Source organism: Roseiconus nitratireducens, assembly GCF_008629675.1.
Taxonomy (GTDB): domain Bacteria; phylum Planctomycetota; class Planctomycetia; order Pirellulales; family Pirellulaceae; genus Stieleria; species Stieleria nitratireducens.
In genome coordinates, this window is sequence record NZ_VWOX01000007.1 from 358,610 (window position 1) to 373,572 (window position 14,963).

The 14,963-nt window shown below is 59.9% G+C and carries 10 protein-coding genes; 5 read left to right on the forward strand and 5 right to left on the reverse strand.

From position 1 onward, the window contains the following. Nucleotides 1–97: 97 nt before the first annotated feature. Together FYK55_RS14710 and FYK55_RS29130 are read right to left on the reverse strand one after the other, a co-directional pair. Nucleotides 98–3,190 (reverse strand): WD40 repeat domain-containing serine/threonine-protein kinase, encoded by a 3,093-nt coding sequence (locus FYK55_RS14710; RefSeq protein ID WP_161604514.1) that lies wholly within the window; start codon nt 3,188–3,190, stop codon nt 98–100. After that, a complete protein-coding gene (locus FYK55_RS29130) occupies nt 3,171–3,377 on the reverse strand; it encodes a hypothetical protein (RefSeq protein WP_161604515.1) in 207 nt (68 codons plus the stop codon). Before FYK55_RS29130 ends, FYK55_RS14710 begins: the two co-directional genes overlap by 20 nt. Before the next feature lie 72 nt (nt 3,378–3,449). Between FYK55_RS29130 and FYK55_RS14715 the strand changes: the two genes are divergently transcribed. Next, nucleotides 3,450–4,037, forward strand: coding sequence for a hypothetical protein (locus FYK55_RS14715; RefSeq protein WP_150077179.1), 588 nt, complete (start codon nt 3,450–3,452; stop codon nt 4,035–4,037). A gap of 24 nt (nt 4,038–4,061) precedes the next feature. Here FYK55_RS14715 and FYK55_RS14720 read toward each other — a convergent pair whose 3' ends face one another. Further along, nucleotides 4,062–5,486, reverse strand: coding sequence for a hypothetical protein (locus tag FYK55_RS14720; protein WP_150077180.1), 1,425 nt, complete (start codon nt 5,484–5,486; stop codon nt 4,062–4,064). A 781-nt stretch (nt 5,487–6,267) separates the two neighbouring features. Here FYK55_RS14720 and FYK55_RS14725 point away from each other — a divergent pair. From FYK55_RS14725 to FYK55_RS14735, 3 genes are all read left to right on the forward strand, one after another. After that, nucleotides 6,268–8,166: a redoxin domain-containing protein gene (locus FYK55_RS14725; protein ID WP_150077181.1), complete on the forward strand. Its 1,899-nt coding sequence runs from the start codon at nt 6,268–6,270 to the stop codon at nt 8,164–8,166. A 533-nt stretch (nt 8,167–8,699) separates the two neighbouring features. Next, nucleotides 8,700–9,209, forward strand: a complete 510-nt coding sequence (locus FYK55_RS14730; RefSeq protein WP_150077182.1) for a CBS domain-containing protein — start codon at nt 8,700–8,702, stop codon at nt 9,207–9,209. 10 nt (nt 9,210–9,219) lie between these two features. Next, nucleotides 9,220–9,462 carry a hypothetical protein gene (locus tag FYK55_RS14735; RefSeq protein ID WP_150077183.1) on the forward strand — a complete coding sequence of 81 codons (243 nt, stop codon included), beginning with the start codon at nt 9,220–9,222 and terminating at the stop codon, nt 9,460–9,462. A gap of 55 nt (nt 9,463–9,517) precedes the next feature. On the opposite strand, the gene FYK55_RS14740 is transcribed toward FYK55_RS14735, so the two are convergent. After that, entirely contained in the window at nt 9,518–10,852 is a 1,335-nt protein-coding gene (locus FYK55_RS14740) for a hypothetical protein (protein WP_150077184.1), read from the reverse strand. 167 nt (nt 10,853–11,019) lie between these two features. Next, nucleotides 11,020–12,384, reverse strand: coding sequence for a hypothetical protein (locus FYK55_RS14745; RefSeq protein ID WP_150077185.1), 1,365 nt, complete (start codon nt 12,382–12,384; stop codon nt 11,020–11,022). 59 nt (nt 12,385–12,443) lie between these two features. On the opposite strand from FYK55_RS14745, the gene FYK55_RS14750 reads away from it, so the two are divergent. Then, entirely contained in the window at nt 12,444–14,786 is a 2,343-nt protein-coding gene (locus FYK55_RS14750) for a serine/threonine-protein kinase (RefSeq protein ID WP_161604516.1), read from the forward strand. Nucleotides 14,787–14,963 lie beyond the last annotated feature (177 nt).

Here is a 14,963-nt window from a genome sequence, read left to right on the forward strand (position 1 = left end):
CGGCGATGATGTCGTTTTCAAAAAAGCCTGCAGTATCGTCAATCCCGGGATCGGGGGGCCAACCGGCACGGAAGGAATCACGGGCGCCGAGTTGACGTCAGTCTTCACGGCTGGCCCACAGTCGCACGTCCCCTTTCAGTCCGCTGGTGACCAATGCGTTCCCGTCGGCGGTTGCGTCGACGGAAAACACCTGATGCCGGTGTCCCAGCAGTCCGGTCCGCAGATCGCCGCTGAGTGCGTCCCAAATGTAGAGCGATCGGTCACGACCGACCGAGGCGAAAGCGGCGCTGCCGGGGATGGCCACCACCATATTCAGGTGACCGATGTGGGCTTTTGATCGCCAGCGTTCTTTCCCTGACTTGCTGTCAAAGCAAGCGATGTCGCCATCTCGCAACCCCACCGCCAAGGCGTCCGATTGAAACGCCAGGGAAACCGGGAGGTCGTCGAAGGTCAACGCCTTCGCACGCCATTGCCCGGAATCGGTTTCGAAGAATCGGACGTGCCCCTCATCCCAGGCCACCGCTACCACGGAATCGTCATGGCTGAAGCAAACATCGCGGATCACACCATCCGATGGGGGCGCCGTGATCGTGGTGCGGTTCGAAAGCAAAGGTTCCTGATCGGGATCCATGTCGTACATCAGTAAGGTGGTTGCGTTCTTTGCAATCAGCAGACGATCGCCGGCATTGGAAAACGCGATTTGAACGGGGTATCCGGCACCGACTTGGATCGAACGCAATGGGGTACCGGAAGCATCCAACACATCCACCTGCCCGTTGGGACGGTGGATTGCGATCAATGCGGCCGTTTGCGAGCAGGCGATTTCGGCAACGCCGGCATCCGACGGTGGTTCCAGCGGACGGATCGCCCGTTTGTCCAGATCCATCCATTGAACCGAACCGTCGGTGCCGGAGGCCACGAAGACGCGATCCGAAACGACCCGAACCGTTCGAACCGGACGCCCCAGGTTCATCACATATGACGACCGGAAATCGGAACTGTCGATCGCCGCGATCATTCCGTTCCTGGATCCGACGACAAGCGTTCGCCCATCTTTGGAGACGGCGAGCCGGCCGCCCGCTCGGTCGTGCGTGGAAATCATATTTCGCTGCGAGAACTCTTCGGTGTCGAAGAACACCGTTTCACCACCGCTGGTCAGCAGTGCAATGATGGGACTGTCGTCCAGGAAATCCAGGTCGGTGATCCAGCCGTAGTCCGTGTCCGATTCTTGCCGTCGGCTTCCCGTTTTGGTGTCAAAGATCGCTAGCATTCCGCTGTAGGAACCGGTCACGAACTGGGATGCGTCGGCACGCATCGCGACCGCTTCCACGCGCTGGCCAGCTTCGATGGTGCAAATCTTGGCCCTGGTATCCACCTCCCAGGCTCGGATCATGCCACCGCTTCCGACGACCACCAGGGTCGCACCGTCGGCGGACACGGCCAAGCAGACCAAGCCGTCTTTTCCAGTGGGGATTTCGCTGATCAGTTTGAAATCCTTGGTGTCCCAAACACGGACCGCCCCCGTGTCGGCCGCCGAGAACAGACGGCGGCCGTCTTGCGAATACACCAGGCGGCTGACGCCGCGTCCGTGTTGGATCACGCGAGGGGGGCGCTGGGCGTCTCCGACAGCGTCCCACACGTAGACGCTGCCGTCTTTCGATCCGGCGGCCAGCTGGTTGTCGCGCGGAGAAACGGCGGCCGCTTGCCAGCGACCAATCCTGGCCGGGATTTCACGGAGAACCTTCCCCGTTTCCGTTTCCCAGATTCGCAGGTTGCGATCGTCGCCGACCGATGCGTACCAATCGCCTTCACGCGACATCGCCACGTCGTGGATCAGGTTTCCGTGCTGAGCGGTCGGCTTGAATCGCCGCAATTGCGAGTCCAAGTAATACCATTCAAAAGCGCGAAGGTGCGCGAGCTCCGGCGTGAGAAACTCATCCAGGGAGGATCGGGCCGTGGTGATGTCACCGCGTCCGAGGTAATAGGTGGCCAACGCCATTCGCGACGCGTAGAGCGCCCGTCTGGCCTTTTCCGCCTGCTGCGTGGCTTGCCACCAGAAGGTCGTGGTGCTAGCCAGGCCGATGATCAGGCTGGCGAACAGCAGGGCCGCCAAGCCACTGACCATTCGGTTTCGCGTGCACCACCGCCAAGCGTATTCCAGGCTGGAAACCGGTCGTGCCTCGATCGGTTCGCCGCGTGTGTAACGATCCAGCTCAGCGATGAATTCTCCGGCGCTTTCATAGCGGCGGGCGGGAGAACGCTGCAAACACTTCAGGCAGATGGTTTCCAGGTCGCGTGGCACCGAGGGCAGCAAGCGGCGAAGCGGCGCGGGATCTTCATTGACCTTGTCGTGTAGCACCGCTTGGACATTGCCTCGGTAGGGCCGCTCGCCCGTCAGCATTTCGTACATCATCACGCCCAAGGCATACAGGTCGGCACGTCGGTCGACTTGATCGCTGTCGCCGCTGGCCTGCTCGGGAGCCATGTACATCACCGTTCCGATGATTCGACCTCGCGATGAAATCGATTCGTCGATGTCGATCCGCTTGGCCAAGCCGAAGTCCGTGACCAGTGGCGTCCCGGCATCGTCGACCAGCACGTTTCCGGGCTTCATGTCACGATGCACGATGTTGTGTTCGTGTGCGTGTTGCAAGCCTTTGGCGATGCCACGCAACAGTTCTACGGATTGGGCGATCGGCGGCGTGCCCTTGGAAAGTAGGGCACGCAGGTCCATGCCCTTGATGTATTCACAAACAATGTAGACCTGGCCGGCGGACTCCCCGACCTGATGGATGCTGACAATGTTCGGGTGTTGCAGCTTGGCCGCGGTTTTGGCTTCGCGAATCAAGTTGCCCATGTCAGGCCGTTTGAACGACGGCAGCTTCAGGGCGATTTGTCGATCCAGTTGCAGGTCTTCGGCCAGCCAGACCGTTCCAAAACCGCCCTTGCCCAACATCTGGATCAGACGAAAGTGGGCGAATTCGTCGGAGGTCAGCGATTCAGCCTGCGTTGGGAACTGAGCCTGCGTGGGGAACTCCAAGCCGTCAATTTGATCCAGCGAAAGATAGGCGCCGCAGTCCGGGCAGGTGCGGACCTGTTTGGTCACGCTACGATCTTCCGGGTCGTCGACGGAGATCACGGTCTCTTCGTCGGCGATGGTGCGTTTGCAATTAGGACAGACGGAGCTCATCCCATGTCTCTTGGGCGGCCAGGGCGAATCCGATGCGGCGTTTTGAGTTGCCCCCGGTCGATGTCGCCATGATGACCGAATCTTCGTGGCGGTGGGGGACATCTCGCGAGTGGTTTGCGGGGAATTGGCTGAATCCCTCAATGGATCCGGCGGACGGTTGCATGCGGACGGGGAAGTCCGCGGTCAAGGCTGGATCGTGCCGTGGGTTCAAGCCACAATGGGAAGCGTGTTGTGTCGCTCTTGAATTCGGGACCGCCGGATGACGAACCCTAGTGCTGGCCCGCCTGACGAAAGTCGACCTGCTGCCCCAAGCGACCGGTTCGGCATCGCGCGGTTGATGCTGATGGTGGCTGGGATTGCGATCGCCTTTGGAGTGCTGGGCCCGATCTTGGAGGCAGGTGGCAATTCGGACGACAACGACCCGATTTCGGCCATTCCCTTGTGGTTGCGATGGATCATCACCGTGTTGGGAGGCGTCTCGTTGGTGGGCGTTCCCATCTTGCTGTTGCAACGCTGCAAAGGTGGCGGGCGATTCGGTCCCGGAAAGTCCGCCTGGTTTGCCCAGGGGATGTCTTCCTGGTTGCTGTGGCCGCCGATCGTCGCCTGGCGTGTGATGGGAAAGTCGGAAATGCCTTGGAGCAGCGTGTGTTGGCTATGGGGCACGCCCCTGATGGGCTTGTATGTGACCACGTCGTTGTTGATCGGCGGCCGACTCCGCCGCCGCCGCCGCGGGGCGAAGCGTCAATGGAGTGAACAATTTGGTCTGGTTTTGGCCTGCCTTTGGGCCTGCACCGGGCTGTACTTGGTCGCGTTGCTGTATTCCATCGATCTGTTTCGCAAACGCTAACGACGCGGGGGCGCTGAATTGGTGCTATCGCTCCCGACGACGTTGACGCCGCTCACGCAGTCGGTCCCGCAGGGATTGGTCGGGACGCTCGCGGTCTCCGGCGTTCTCCAGTAATCCGCCAACGATTTCCAGCACCGATTCGGCGGCCTGCTGTGCCGAGGGGTCGAGGCTGTTCGTGTCGGGGTCGGGCGTTTCGGAAGTGGACGCTTCGGCAGTGGACGCGTCGTCGGCACCGTCGCCCGCTGCAATCCCGCTGAAGCCTTTCAGCAACGAATCCAATCGTGAGGTCCATCCGTCTTCCGGAGCGAACTCGATTTGCGGCTCCTGAACGGTTCCTCGGACTTGCACCAGCAGCGGCTTCTCGACCAGAAACTTTGTCAAACGGGATTTTCCCAACAACACTCCGGGCAACTTGACGGACAACTCCAAGTCCAGTGTCTCATCGACGCCGACCGAACCGTGCGAGGTGATGGCCAGCGATGAGTCCTGGTACGGCATCAGAAACGTCAGCCCCTGGTGGTGGACGCGACCGTTGTGGACGTCAAACGTGACCGCCGTTTGCTCGGAAACCGTGAGCGTCTTGGGTAACTCGACCGAGCCCAGTCGTGATACCAATCCGAACAGTTTTTCCGTCAACGGATTGTTGAAGCCGACCGTCACGTCCAGCAAGCGGATCTCCCCGGCGATCTCCATCGCTTCCTTCCGTTGCTGCTCATCCATCGGTCCGATGGGCACCTGGAATCGGTCCAGTGTGAACGACAAACGGCCCTGCACATCGACGCCGTCGGCCAACATGGGAGCAATCAACTGCAGTCCCCGATCACAGAGGTCTGGAGTCAGTGGGAATTGGTCCAACAGCGTGACCGGTTCGATTCGGACCAGCGATCCGCTGGGACCCTGGTCCAGATGCAGCGATACATCCAGATGCTTCAGGTCGATCGACGGCTCGGGGCGGCTCACGTCTCGGACGGTGATTCCCGCGTCGCGAATCACCGACGTCAACTGCGGGAATTGATTCGGATGGGGCCGATTTTCGGGCGGATCCGTCTTGGATTCCGCAGCGGTTTCGATGCCCGTCACCACGTCGATCTGCGGATGATCAAAGGTAAACGTCCCCAGGTCCGTTCGATGAAACACCATCGAAAGCCAGGACTTTTCCGACGTGATCGATTCGATCGCGACGTCTGCCGAGCCGTTCGACGCTTTCAGTGACAACCCGTCAATCCAGACGGGGCTGGCGTAGCCGAATGACGCCGCATTGGTCGTCGCGACGATCTTGTCACCACCGATGATGGTGTTGATCAAGCGGTCACGCAGCGGCGTGTTCGCGATCAGCCAGGGGGCGATGCCCAGCATCAGCAGCCCGATCACCGAGACCAGAGCAATCAGACGCCAAGCTTTGCGAAAGCGTCGCGGCTTAACATCTTTGTCCGGGGGATGTTTTGACATGCCAATTCCGGTTTCGCTGTGTGAAAGTGGCGGGGCGCTGGACGCACGAAGCCTCAGACGCCGTCGTCAAACGAGCGTTGTCGGGGCGGTTTCGCCAACGCGGCGCGGCGGTGAACGTATTTCAACTGTCCTGTGGCGGTCGGCCGGTCACTTCCATGTCCGAACCGCCGCATTCTATCACGGTGGCTGCACATTCGTCTCATCCTTCCAGTCGGCACTCCTTGCGATAACTCTGCCTCCCTGGCAGCGGGGCAAACATGAGGGAAGCAAAACGTCGTCAGTTTGATGGAACACCGGTCGAAGTTTGGATTCGTGACCGGTTTTTCTTGATCGAATGCCGAAGGCACCGTTAGACTTTCCCGCCCGGAGCTTGGTGTCTGCAATCGGAGCCTAGCACCGTGACGTCGAAGCACTGTGACGCCAAAGCACCGTGACGCCAAAGCTTGATCGCCGCTTCAGGCCATTGCCCCTGGCGATGATTCCTGGGCGATCATCCTCATCAACCGTCCCCGCGGATTGGCGTCCGGCTTCCCGACTCCCTTTTCCTCTTCGCTTATCGATTCTTTCCGACTCGTTCGGTCGGCCCGCCGCTGATCGACGGAACGCTGTTTGACGGAACCCGGTTCTGCCAGAGCGCGATGTCGTTCATAGCCGACGTTTACCGCGACCGAACTCCCAGGGAGGATTCTTACTGTACGGAGATAGTGCCGTTTCTACTTTTAGCGACTTTTCACACCGGACGTCTCATCACCCCCTTCTCCTTCTCCTCTTCCGCCATGATTTGTGGTCCGCGATCCGTCGGCTGGCAACGTCCGGCTGGGCGGGGGCGGTCGCCGCTCGGCAAGTCTGGACCGGCTTACTGGTTCTGATCGGCGTCCTGAACGGTGGGTCCGCGTTCGCGCAGCACGCTGCGGGGCGACTGCCATCGCGGGGCGTTGACCTGGATGGCAACGTTCACCTGTTCGGTGAGAACGACCAGTGCCGCGCGTTGGTATTTGCCTTTCTTTCGACGAAGTGTCCGATCAGCAACAGCTACGTGCCGTTGCTCAATGACGTTTCATCACGGTTTCATCGCCAGGGAGTCCGGGTGTATGGAGTGATCTCCGATCCGTCGGTGACGCGACAAGAGGCACGGGAGCATCGGCGCCAGTTTCACGTTGCTTTCCCCGTGTTGTTTGACGGATCGGGTGGATTGCGGCGGACGCTGTCGCCGACTCACACGCCGCATGCGATCGTGTTGGATCGATCTGGAGAGCAACTGTATAGCGGTGCTCTTGATGACCATTACGTCAAGCTGGGCCGGAAGAAAGAAACGGCGACGGAGGATTACCTGGTCGATGCATTGGAGGCGGTTCTGGCCGGCCGAATCGTTGAAGTGCCGAAAACAAAGCCGATCGGATGTTTGTTGGAGGCCCCGCCCAATAAGGCAGCCTCGGGGGACGTGACGTTCTCGCGCGACATCGCTCCGATCGTCCACGCCCATTGCAGTGGTTGTCATCATCCCGACGGTTCGGGGCCGTTCGCACTGTTGACTTACGAGGATGTCAGTGCGCATGCGCGTCAAATCCTGGAGGTGACGCATTCGCGGTTCATGCCGCCCTGGAAACCCTCCACTCGCTTACCGCGATTTCGCGACGAGCAGCGGTTGTGCGATCAGGATCTGGAACTGCTGGAGTCCTGGGTCCGGTCTGGAAAGCCGGAGGGAAATCCGGAAGACCTTCCTGTGCTGCCGGAACCCTCTCGGGGCTGGCGACTCGGTAAGCCGGATTTGGTTTTGGAGATGAAGGATGTGTTCAATGTCCCAGCCAGCGGCCCCGACCTGCGTCAGTACTTTGTTCTTCCCACGGGGCTGACGGAGAACCGATTGGTCAGCGCGATTGACTTTCAGCCGGGCACCCCCAATGCGATCCATCACGCAAGTTTCTTTTTGGACACCCAGGGGAACGGGCGGAAATTGGATCAAGCAGACCCGGGGCCCGGCTACGGCGGGTTCGGCGGTCCGCAGTTTCAACCGCAGGGAACGCTGACCAGTTGGTTTCCCGGCATGCGTGCGCGACGACTTCCCGAGGGGATGGGGCGACTGATTCCGCGCGGCAGCGATTTGGTCGCCGAAGTTCATTACGTCAGCACCGGCAAACCGGAACAGGATCGGTCCAAAATCGGGCTGTACTTTGCGCCACGATCGGCACGTCAGGTGGTGACCGAAGTGCAGGTAGGAAGTTTGCACTTGGAGATCCCCGCCGGAGCCGAACGCCACAAGGAAACGGCCCTGTACACCTTGCCCGTGGACACCACGTTGTTGGATGTCGTGCCTCACATGCACGTCCTGGGCCGGGAAATGAAAGTGCGAGCGAAGCGGCCTGACGGCAAGATCGTTCCGTTGCTGTGGATCAAGGATTGGGATTTCAATTGGCAGGGTCAATATGCCTACGACCAACCGGTGGAATTGCCCAAGGGGTCTCGAATCCTGGTTGAAGCGTGGTACGACAATTCATCCGGGAATCCGTTGAACCCGAACACACCGCCCAAAACGGTTCATTGGGGCAGCGACTCGACGGACGAGATGTTGATCTGCCATTTTCAGTGCACCTGCGAATCGATGCAGGACCTTAAAGAGCTGAACGAGGATCAGCAGCGTTATGTCGCTGCGGAAGTCAGTCGTCGACCTGTGCAGCGTTGACACCGCGACTCTACGTCCGCCGCACCGGGCTCGGATGGTTTTTATCGAAGCACCGATCGCCGCGCTCGACCGAGCGTGACGACGAACTTTGATGAACCCACCATCGCCGAACCATGGCTTTGCCGCCCACTGTCCGCTTTGGCGAGCGTGGCGACTTCAAGGTGAGGCTGTCGAGCGACAGCTGGGGACCGGCTGAAAGGCCTCAACCGCACACCCTCGCCTCGGTTCGACGCATCGACACTTCGGCAGATTGAGACCTGAATCTCGACCGGTCGAATCTTCAGCGGCTGTGGCCCGGGCTTTCAGAACGAGCGGTGGAGCAACCGGGAGAAATGCCGTTTTCAACGGTGGACGCGGCACCGTTTTTGCGTTGAATTCTGCGGACCTGTTTTCGGCGATGAAATCGGGCGTGTCGGGGACATTCCGGTGCGACTTTTGTGCACTGACGCACATCACCGTTGGGTGTGCGGCTGGATCCAGCGTGGAACCGAGATGGGCGATGCGTCGCGGCCCGTTCTTCGAGGCTTACCGGGATGAAAACCCAGAATGCTCCTTTGGCCGAAGATTTGATGAATCGGAACGTGCAAGCGGTCCAGGAGGAGACACCGTTGGCCGACGTCGTGACCTTTTTGCTCCAACATCGGATCTCCAACGCGCCGGTCGTGCGCAGCGAGAATGGGCAACCCATATTGTTGGGGTTTCTGTCCGAAGCCGACTGTTTGGAACAGATGAGCAACGAGCTGTTCTACGGCAACCCGAGTCCTTCCTTGACGGCACGCACGATGATGCAACGGCACCCGGTGTGTGTCTGCCCCAAAACCGATTTGTTCACGCTGGCATCCATCTTCACCAGTCACAAACTGCGTCACTTTCCGGTTGTGGAGGAAGGAGTCCTGGTCGGGATCGTGGGCCGCAGAGACGTTTTAAAAGCGATGGATCGATACTATCGCGATTGGGTGCAGGAGCAGGATCGGCCGCACCATCCGATCGACGTCCACGAGATTATGAACATGCGTTTCTTGGTTGATTCGTCGCGGCATTAAGGAGAGCATCATGATTCTTTCCATCCATGATCACCTGACTCATTTTCGAGACGATCGTCAATTCGTCCCCTGTCGAGAACCGGCGCCGACCAACGCGTTGCCCGGGACCCCGGAGAAGCTGGAGGTGCTCAAGGCGCGTCTGGAAGCCGGAGAGCACCTGCATCATCAAGATGACCCCAAGCATCCGGTCATCAGCCCGCCGGTCGTTGACTCCCAGTTGAATCACCGACGGATCAAACGCTGGTGTCTGTGAAGTCGTTCGGCGGTATCCCGTGCCGTTCCTTTTTTCGCACCGGACTGCCGCCGAATCACCTGCTCGGCTTGGCTACCGAGTTGAGTTCAGTGGCGGGAACCGTGTAGGAGGTCATGAGGGCGTCGGAAGTTCGATGCAGCAACGTCTGGCGTCCATCGTTGCCCCGCTGCTTCAATGCCACGACGTAGCGGACTCCCGGCTCAACCTGTAACTCGTAAACGCCCGAAGCATTGGTCGTGGATTCGCCTCGCAGCCCCGTCGTGATCCAGGGAGGTGACCGCTTGGGCACGTCGATGGATTCGTAGATCACCACCTCCACATCGCTGGCCGGTTGGCCATCGCGGGTCAGCTTGCCGGTGACGGCGACCGGACGTTGCAAGACGATCTCAATGGGTTGCTGGGTCGATTCGGGGACATCCGGGGAAATCTTTGTCCGACCGGTCAGCGTGACACCATCGACCACCCGCGTCGCTTTCACGAAGGCCGTCACCCCTTCGACCTCTTTTACTTTCAAGGCTGCGCGTCCTTGTTCGTCGGTTGAAACGGAGTCTGAAAAAGATTCCGGCATCACGATGTCGTCGCTGAGCCAATGGTGGTACCACGCCTTCACCATCGCGTTGGCGACGGCTTTTTGGTCAGCGTCCCGGACAACGACTTTCAGTGGCGGGATCGGATCAATCTTGAAATCGGGGACCGTGATTGCGTCCACGTTCTCCGGGATCTTGACGTCGGTGGCGTACCGCAGGTCATGGTCGATTTTGTATCCCAACAAACCCTGACCCGCCGCGATCACTTTGGTGTCGACTCTCGGAATCACCATCGACCACTGGCCCGCATCGTTGGTCGATGTGAACCAATTCGACTGCAATGGTTTGGGATATTCGATCGCCGCACAGTAAATTCGGACGTTGTTGATCGGTTCTCCGTTTTCAGCGCCGACGACGCGACCACTTAGCCGAACGCCGGCTTTGCCGCGCAGTGTGAGCACCGATCCAGCGGTCAGAGTATCCACCGTGAACCGCGCGGTGATCCGTGGCATCGGTCGGTCTCGGGCTGGTCCCGTCGCGAATCCAATTTGTTTGGGTGTGCCGGCGGCAAGTTGTGAAATCCGTTCTTCGGTCGTCTTCCAGGTCGCAATCCCGTCTTTGTCGGTCACAAACCGATCGCGACTGGACCTCGGATGGATCACCACGTCGGGAACAGGCTGTTCGTTCTCGTCCAGCACCTTGAACGTGATCTCAACCGGTTTGCCAGCGGCGGGCTGGGATTTCACAAACGGATCGTTTGGATCGTTCGAGTTGGAAAACGGATCGCGCTGTTGTGCCCGAGCGGCAACACTTGCACAGGTCCAGACAAGCAGGACCAACAAAAGTCTCCAGGTTCGATTCATCGCACCGCCATCGCCTGAGGAGTTAGAAAGAAGAGAGCCCGCAACCGCGTGTTTCGTACCGGCGGTGGTTTCGCAGCAGGCCGAGATTGAGGGCACTCCTTGTCCGAACACGCCTGATGATAGATCACCCCGCGACGGACCGGCAAGTAAAACAGCGGAGATGCCGATCACTTTTGCTCGGGCGATCCGGTGGACGTCTCGCCGGCGACTTCTGGCTGAGCCATTTCGGGGGCCAGCTTCGGCCGCAGCACGATCCATTGGTCGACCCATTGGGCCGCGAGTGGCGTCGATGCTTTCGCTTTCGGAGCATCGCTTGCGGTCGCCCCGAGCGCTGCCAGTGGCATGTCCGGGAACAGGGTCTTCATCCAATCCTCGTCGATGGCCGGCAGATCGACGCTTTTCAGATCTGGCAGACCAAATAACGACGCATGGATCCAGAGTTCAGTGTCGGACGGATCGAGTTGCTCCAGTGGGCAGCTGGGGGCGTCCTCGCGATCGTCAAGGAAGGCCAAGCGAAGACAATTCTCACTGGTTGAAAGGTGAAGGGTGGGAGAGTCCAGCGAGTTCAACAGATAGCTGAGAAAGGGACGAGATTGAATCCTGTGATTCAGCTTTTCGATGCGTTCATCCAGCGAATGATTGATGTGATCGAGAATCTGTTGTCGCGTGAGTCGATCGACGATCGCGGTCGCCGTGGGCTTTTGTTGACAGTAACGCTTGTTGGCAATTCTTCGCACCAATGCCCCTCGCAAGCCGGGAAGGCTCGAATCGACCCGGATCAGGTTCAGCGTGGTGTCACTGCGAATCGACCCCGGCCGCGTGATGAATTGGCCCTGGTCAAACCGGATGACTTTGGCAACGGTCCAGTTCACAACCGCTTGGCTGTGAATGATGGCCGGTCCGTTGCGGCCGACGGTTCGTGAGCGTGTCGTTCCGCGGACCTGGATTTGAAAGACACCATCGTCGATGTCGTGCTTCGTTTCGACGTCGGCATGCCCCGTCGTCACCGCGGTGCCCCGTGAATGCGTTCCCAAGATGCAACGATCGACAGGCGTTTGGCGGTCGATGTCTCGCGCAAAGATTTTTTGCAGCAGATCCTCGGAAATTCGCAACACCATGGTCGCACGAAGCGCTTCGGGAACCGGCGCATCGACTTCAGCAGCTGGCTGATCTTGGCCGAACGTGGTGCTGGGATTCGTCAGGGACAAGCACGTTGCAGCGACGAGGACGGGCAGGGATAAGAAGTGACAGGACACGCGGTGCCAGGGAACCATCGTTGAGAACTCAAAGCGGATCAGGAATGCTGGGGCATTAAAAGCGGGGAGAGCGATGCGTTGAAAGACGCGCAGGCGGAACCAGGGACTCCATCGGTCTCCACCGCCGGCAGCGGCATCGCGGCAGGTGCAAACGGCGGACCAAGTCCGCCGTCGGCGAACCGCCCGCGCGCCGGCCAATCCGCCGACGCTCACGCTGCGGGGCAACGATTTGGCGGCGGATCCGCTGAAAAAGCAGCGGTTTTTTGGTGCGGTCAACTAAGATGGCGGCATCGACGATGGGTCCCGAATCGAACTTTCAGAGAAGCTTCTGCGCCATGGCAGATTTCCAACCAGCCTCGGACTCGCCAACGACTGACGGAAACCACTTTGCCGAAACGCGACTCTGGGAGCCGGACGACACGATTTCACGCCAGGAAGAAGACATCGCGTTTGCGGCGGAGCTGATGCGGTCGGGAATCGCCAGTGAACGGGAGATTGCCGCCAACGTGTCGGACTGGTCCATTCACGGCAATGTTTCGCTTGCCGAGCATCTCCAAAAGCGGTCGTTCCTGAAGCCCGAGCAGATCGACTCCCTTCGCCAATTGGCGCTGCAACGTGTCGATGGGGCGCGAATGAGCGCCGCGGGTGGTTCGGAATTTGGCAGCGGGTCCGGCGGTGGGGGGCAAAGCCTGCTGCTGGCGACGCTGGAGCGGCTGGATGGTTCGGGGCGCGTGGCCAAGTTGTTGGGCGTGACCGTCGCCAGTCGTGGTGGCGAGCAGGACGCGCGCGTGATGGAAGGTCGCTACGAGCTGATTCGCAAAATCGGTCAGGGGGGACTGGGAAGAGTCTGGCTTGCACGCGACGTCAACCTGAACCGTTACGTGGCACTCAAGGAGATCAGCCGGTCCAAGGGCGTTAGTGACGCGGTGGTCCAACGTTTCAAGCACGAGGCCGAGATCACCGGCCGTTTGGACCACCCCAGCATCGTCCCGATCTATCAACTGGGCGAAGACGTTGCGTCGAAGCGATTGTTTTATGCCATGCGCTTCCTCGGACGCTCCACCCTGGAGGACTCGATCATCGAGTACCACGAGCGGCGGGAAGACGGCGACGAAGACCCGATGTTGCTGCGTCACTTGTTGACCGCCTTCGTCAACGTTTGTCACGCGATCGGTTACGCGCACTCACGCAAGGTCATCCACCGTGACTTGAAGCCCGAGAACGTGGTCATCGACAGTTTCGGTCAGGTGATCGTGATCGATTGGGGGTTGGCCAAGGTGGTGGACGAAACATCGGTCGAGAGCCTGATGGATTCCGGAACCATCGGCAGCGGTGATCGAACGGCCGAGGGACAGGTCCTGGGGACGCCGTTGTACATGGCACCCGAGCAAGCCGCCGGTCGCCTGGACGAACTGGATTACCGAACGGACATCTATGGTCTGGGTGCGATCCTGTTCGCGATCGTCAGCGGTCACGCGCCGCACGAGAAGACGCAGCGAGATTCGGTCAATTCTGGGGTGGGGGCGCGCGGGATGATCAGTGTGATCGCCGGGGGCGAAACCCCATCGGCCCGCGAGGCCAGTTCGTCCGTGGATCCGGCGTTGGACGCCGTGTGCCGCAAGGCGATGGCGCGGCGCCGCTATGCACGTTACCAGCGGGCGACCGACCTGGGGGAAGACGTGCAGCGCTGGATGGCGGGAGAACCGGTCACCGCCTACCGCGAGAACCATTGGCAGCGTGTCAACCGCTGGGTGTCTTCCCATCAGCGTTTGACGCAGTTCTTGATCGCCGCCGCCATGGTCGTCTTGGTCGTTTTGACCACCATGGCAATGACCGCGCGACAAAACCGGCTGGCGGCCCTGCACACCCGATTCTCGCAGATGAACGGCGATGTCCGCGAACTCCAGATTCAACTCAGGGGCGTCGCGACCGAGCTTTCCAGGGACGTTCGCTTCACCGCCTCGCTTCCACCCATCGAAGGCATCATCGCCGCCCGGAACGGCCAGGAAGGCGAGGACGAAGAAACGTGGCGTGAGCGTCTGCAGACAATCTTCACGGGAATGTTGCGGTCCAACCCGGATTACTTGACGCTGGGATTCGAAGCGATGAAGAACGGCGGGGATGCCGAAGACATCGTGCGAGTGGAACGCAATCCAGCCTATCCATCCTTGATCCGCGTGCTGCCCCAGAGTCGTTTGAAAACCATCGAATCAGATCCGTTGGCGGATCAGGTGGCATTGCTTGAACCGGGGGATGTGAAGCTATCGCTTGAGCCGCGCAAGCAGGATCCGATCGATTCTTTCGGGCTGGAGCGATTGATCGTCGCGACGCCGGTGTTCAGCGGTGCGTCGGGCGAATGCTTCGGCATGACCGTGATTGAGGCGGACATTTCCACCCGCGTTCAAGAGGTACTCGCCGGCCTGGGGACTTTGGAATACGAACTGTTCGTTGCCGACGGCGAGGGACAGGTGTGGGCCATGGCGGATCCGGAGCGTGGCGTGCGGATGGCAGCGTCGGCGCAAAAGATCCCTGACCTGCCGGAGGCGGTCGCCGAAAAGTTGATGGGGAAACCGCAGCCGTTCGAACTTCACGTCGAAGACCAGTACATCGCGCGACGTTTCTACGTTGATCCGACCGGACGCGGCGTCTTGTTGTTCGGCCGATTGCACGCCGAATGAGTGCCTGGCAATGAGTGTCATACGTTCTCTGATTCACACTTCCTCTAAGCGGTGAAGGCTGTTTGCGGCTTCCCGCTGATTGCACTGAAAGTCACGGTGTATTCAATTGCCCGGCACAGGAAGCCCATTGTGTAGAATCAATGCCCCATTCTCCCCCGCGATGACTCCTCCCTCCGC

Excerpts from the sequence above, each read along its gene's own strand:
- FYK55_RS14710 (WP_161604514.1), bottom strand. The coding sequence starts at position 3,190 with ATGAGCTCCGTCTGTCCTAATTGCAAACGCACCATCGCCGACGAAGAG.
- FYK55_RS14715 (WP_150077179.1), top strand. The coding sequence starts at position 3,450 with ATGACGAACCCTAGTGCTGGCCCGCCTGACGAAAGTCGACCTGCTGCC.
- FYK55_RS14720 (WP_150077180.1), bottom strand. The coding sequence starts at position 5,486 with ATGTCAAAACATCCCCCGGACAAAGATGTTAAGCCGCGACGCTTTCGC.
- FYK55_RS14730 (WP_150077182.1), top strand. The coding sequence starts at position 8,700 with ATGAAAACCCAGAATGCTCCTTTGGCCGAAGATTTGATGAATCGGAAC.
- FYK55_RS14735 (WP_150077183.1), top strand. The coding sequence starts at position 9,220 with ATGATTCTTTCCATCCATGATCACCTGACTCATTTTCGAGACGATCGT.
- FYK55_RS14740 (WP_150077184.1), bottom strand. The coding sequence starts at position 10,852 with ATGAATCGAACCTGGAGACTTTTGTTGGTCCTGCTTGTCTGGACCTGT.
- FYK55_RS14750 (WP_161604516.1), top strand. The coding sequence starts at position 12,444 with ATGGCAGATTTCCAACCAGCCTCGGACTCGCCAACGACTGACGGAAAC.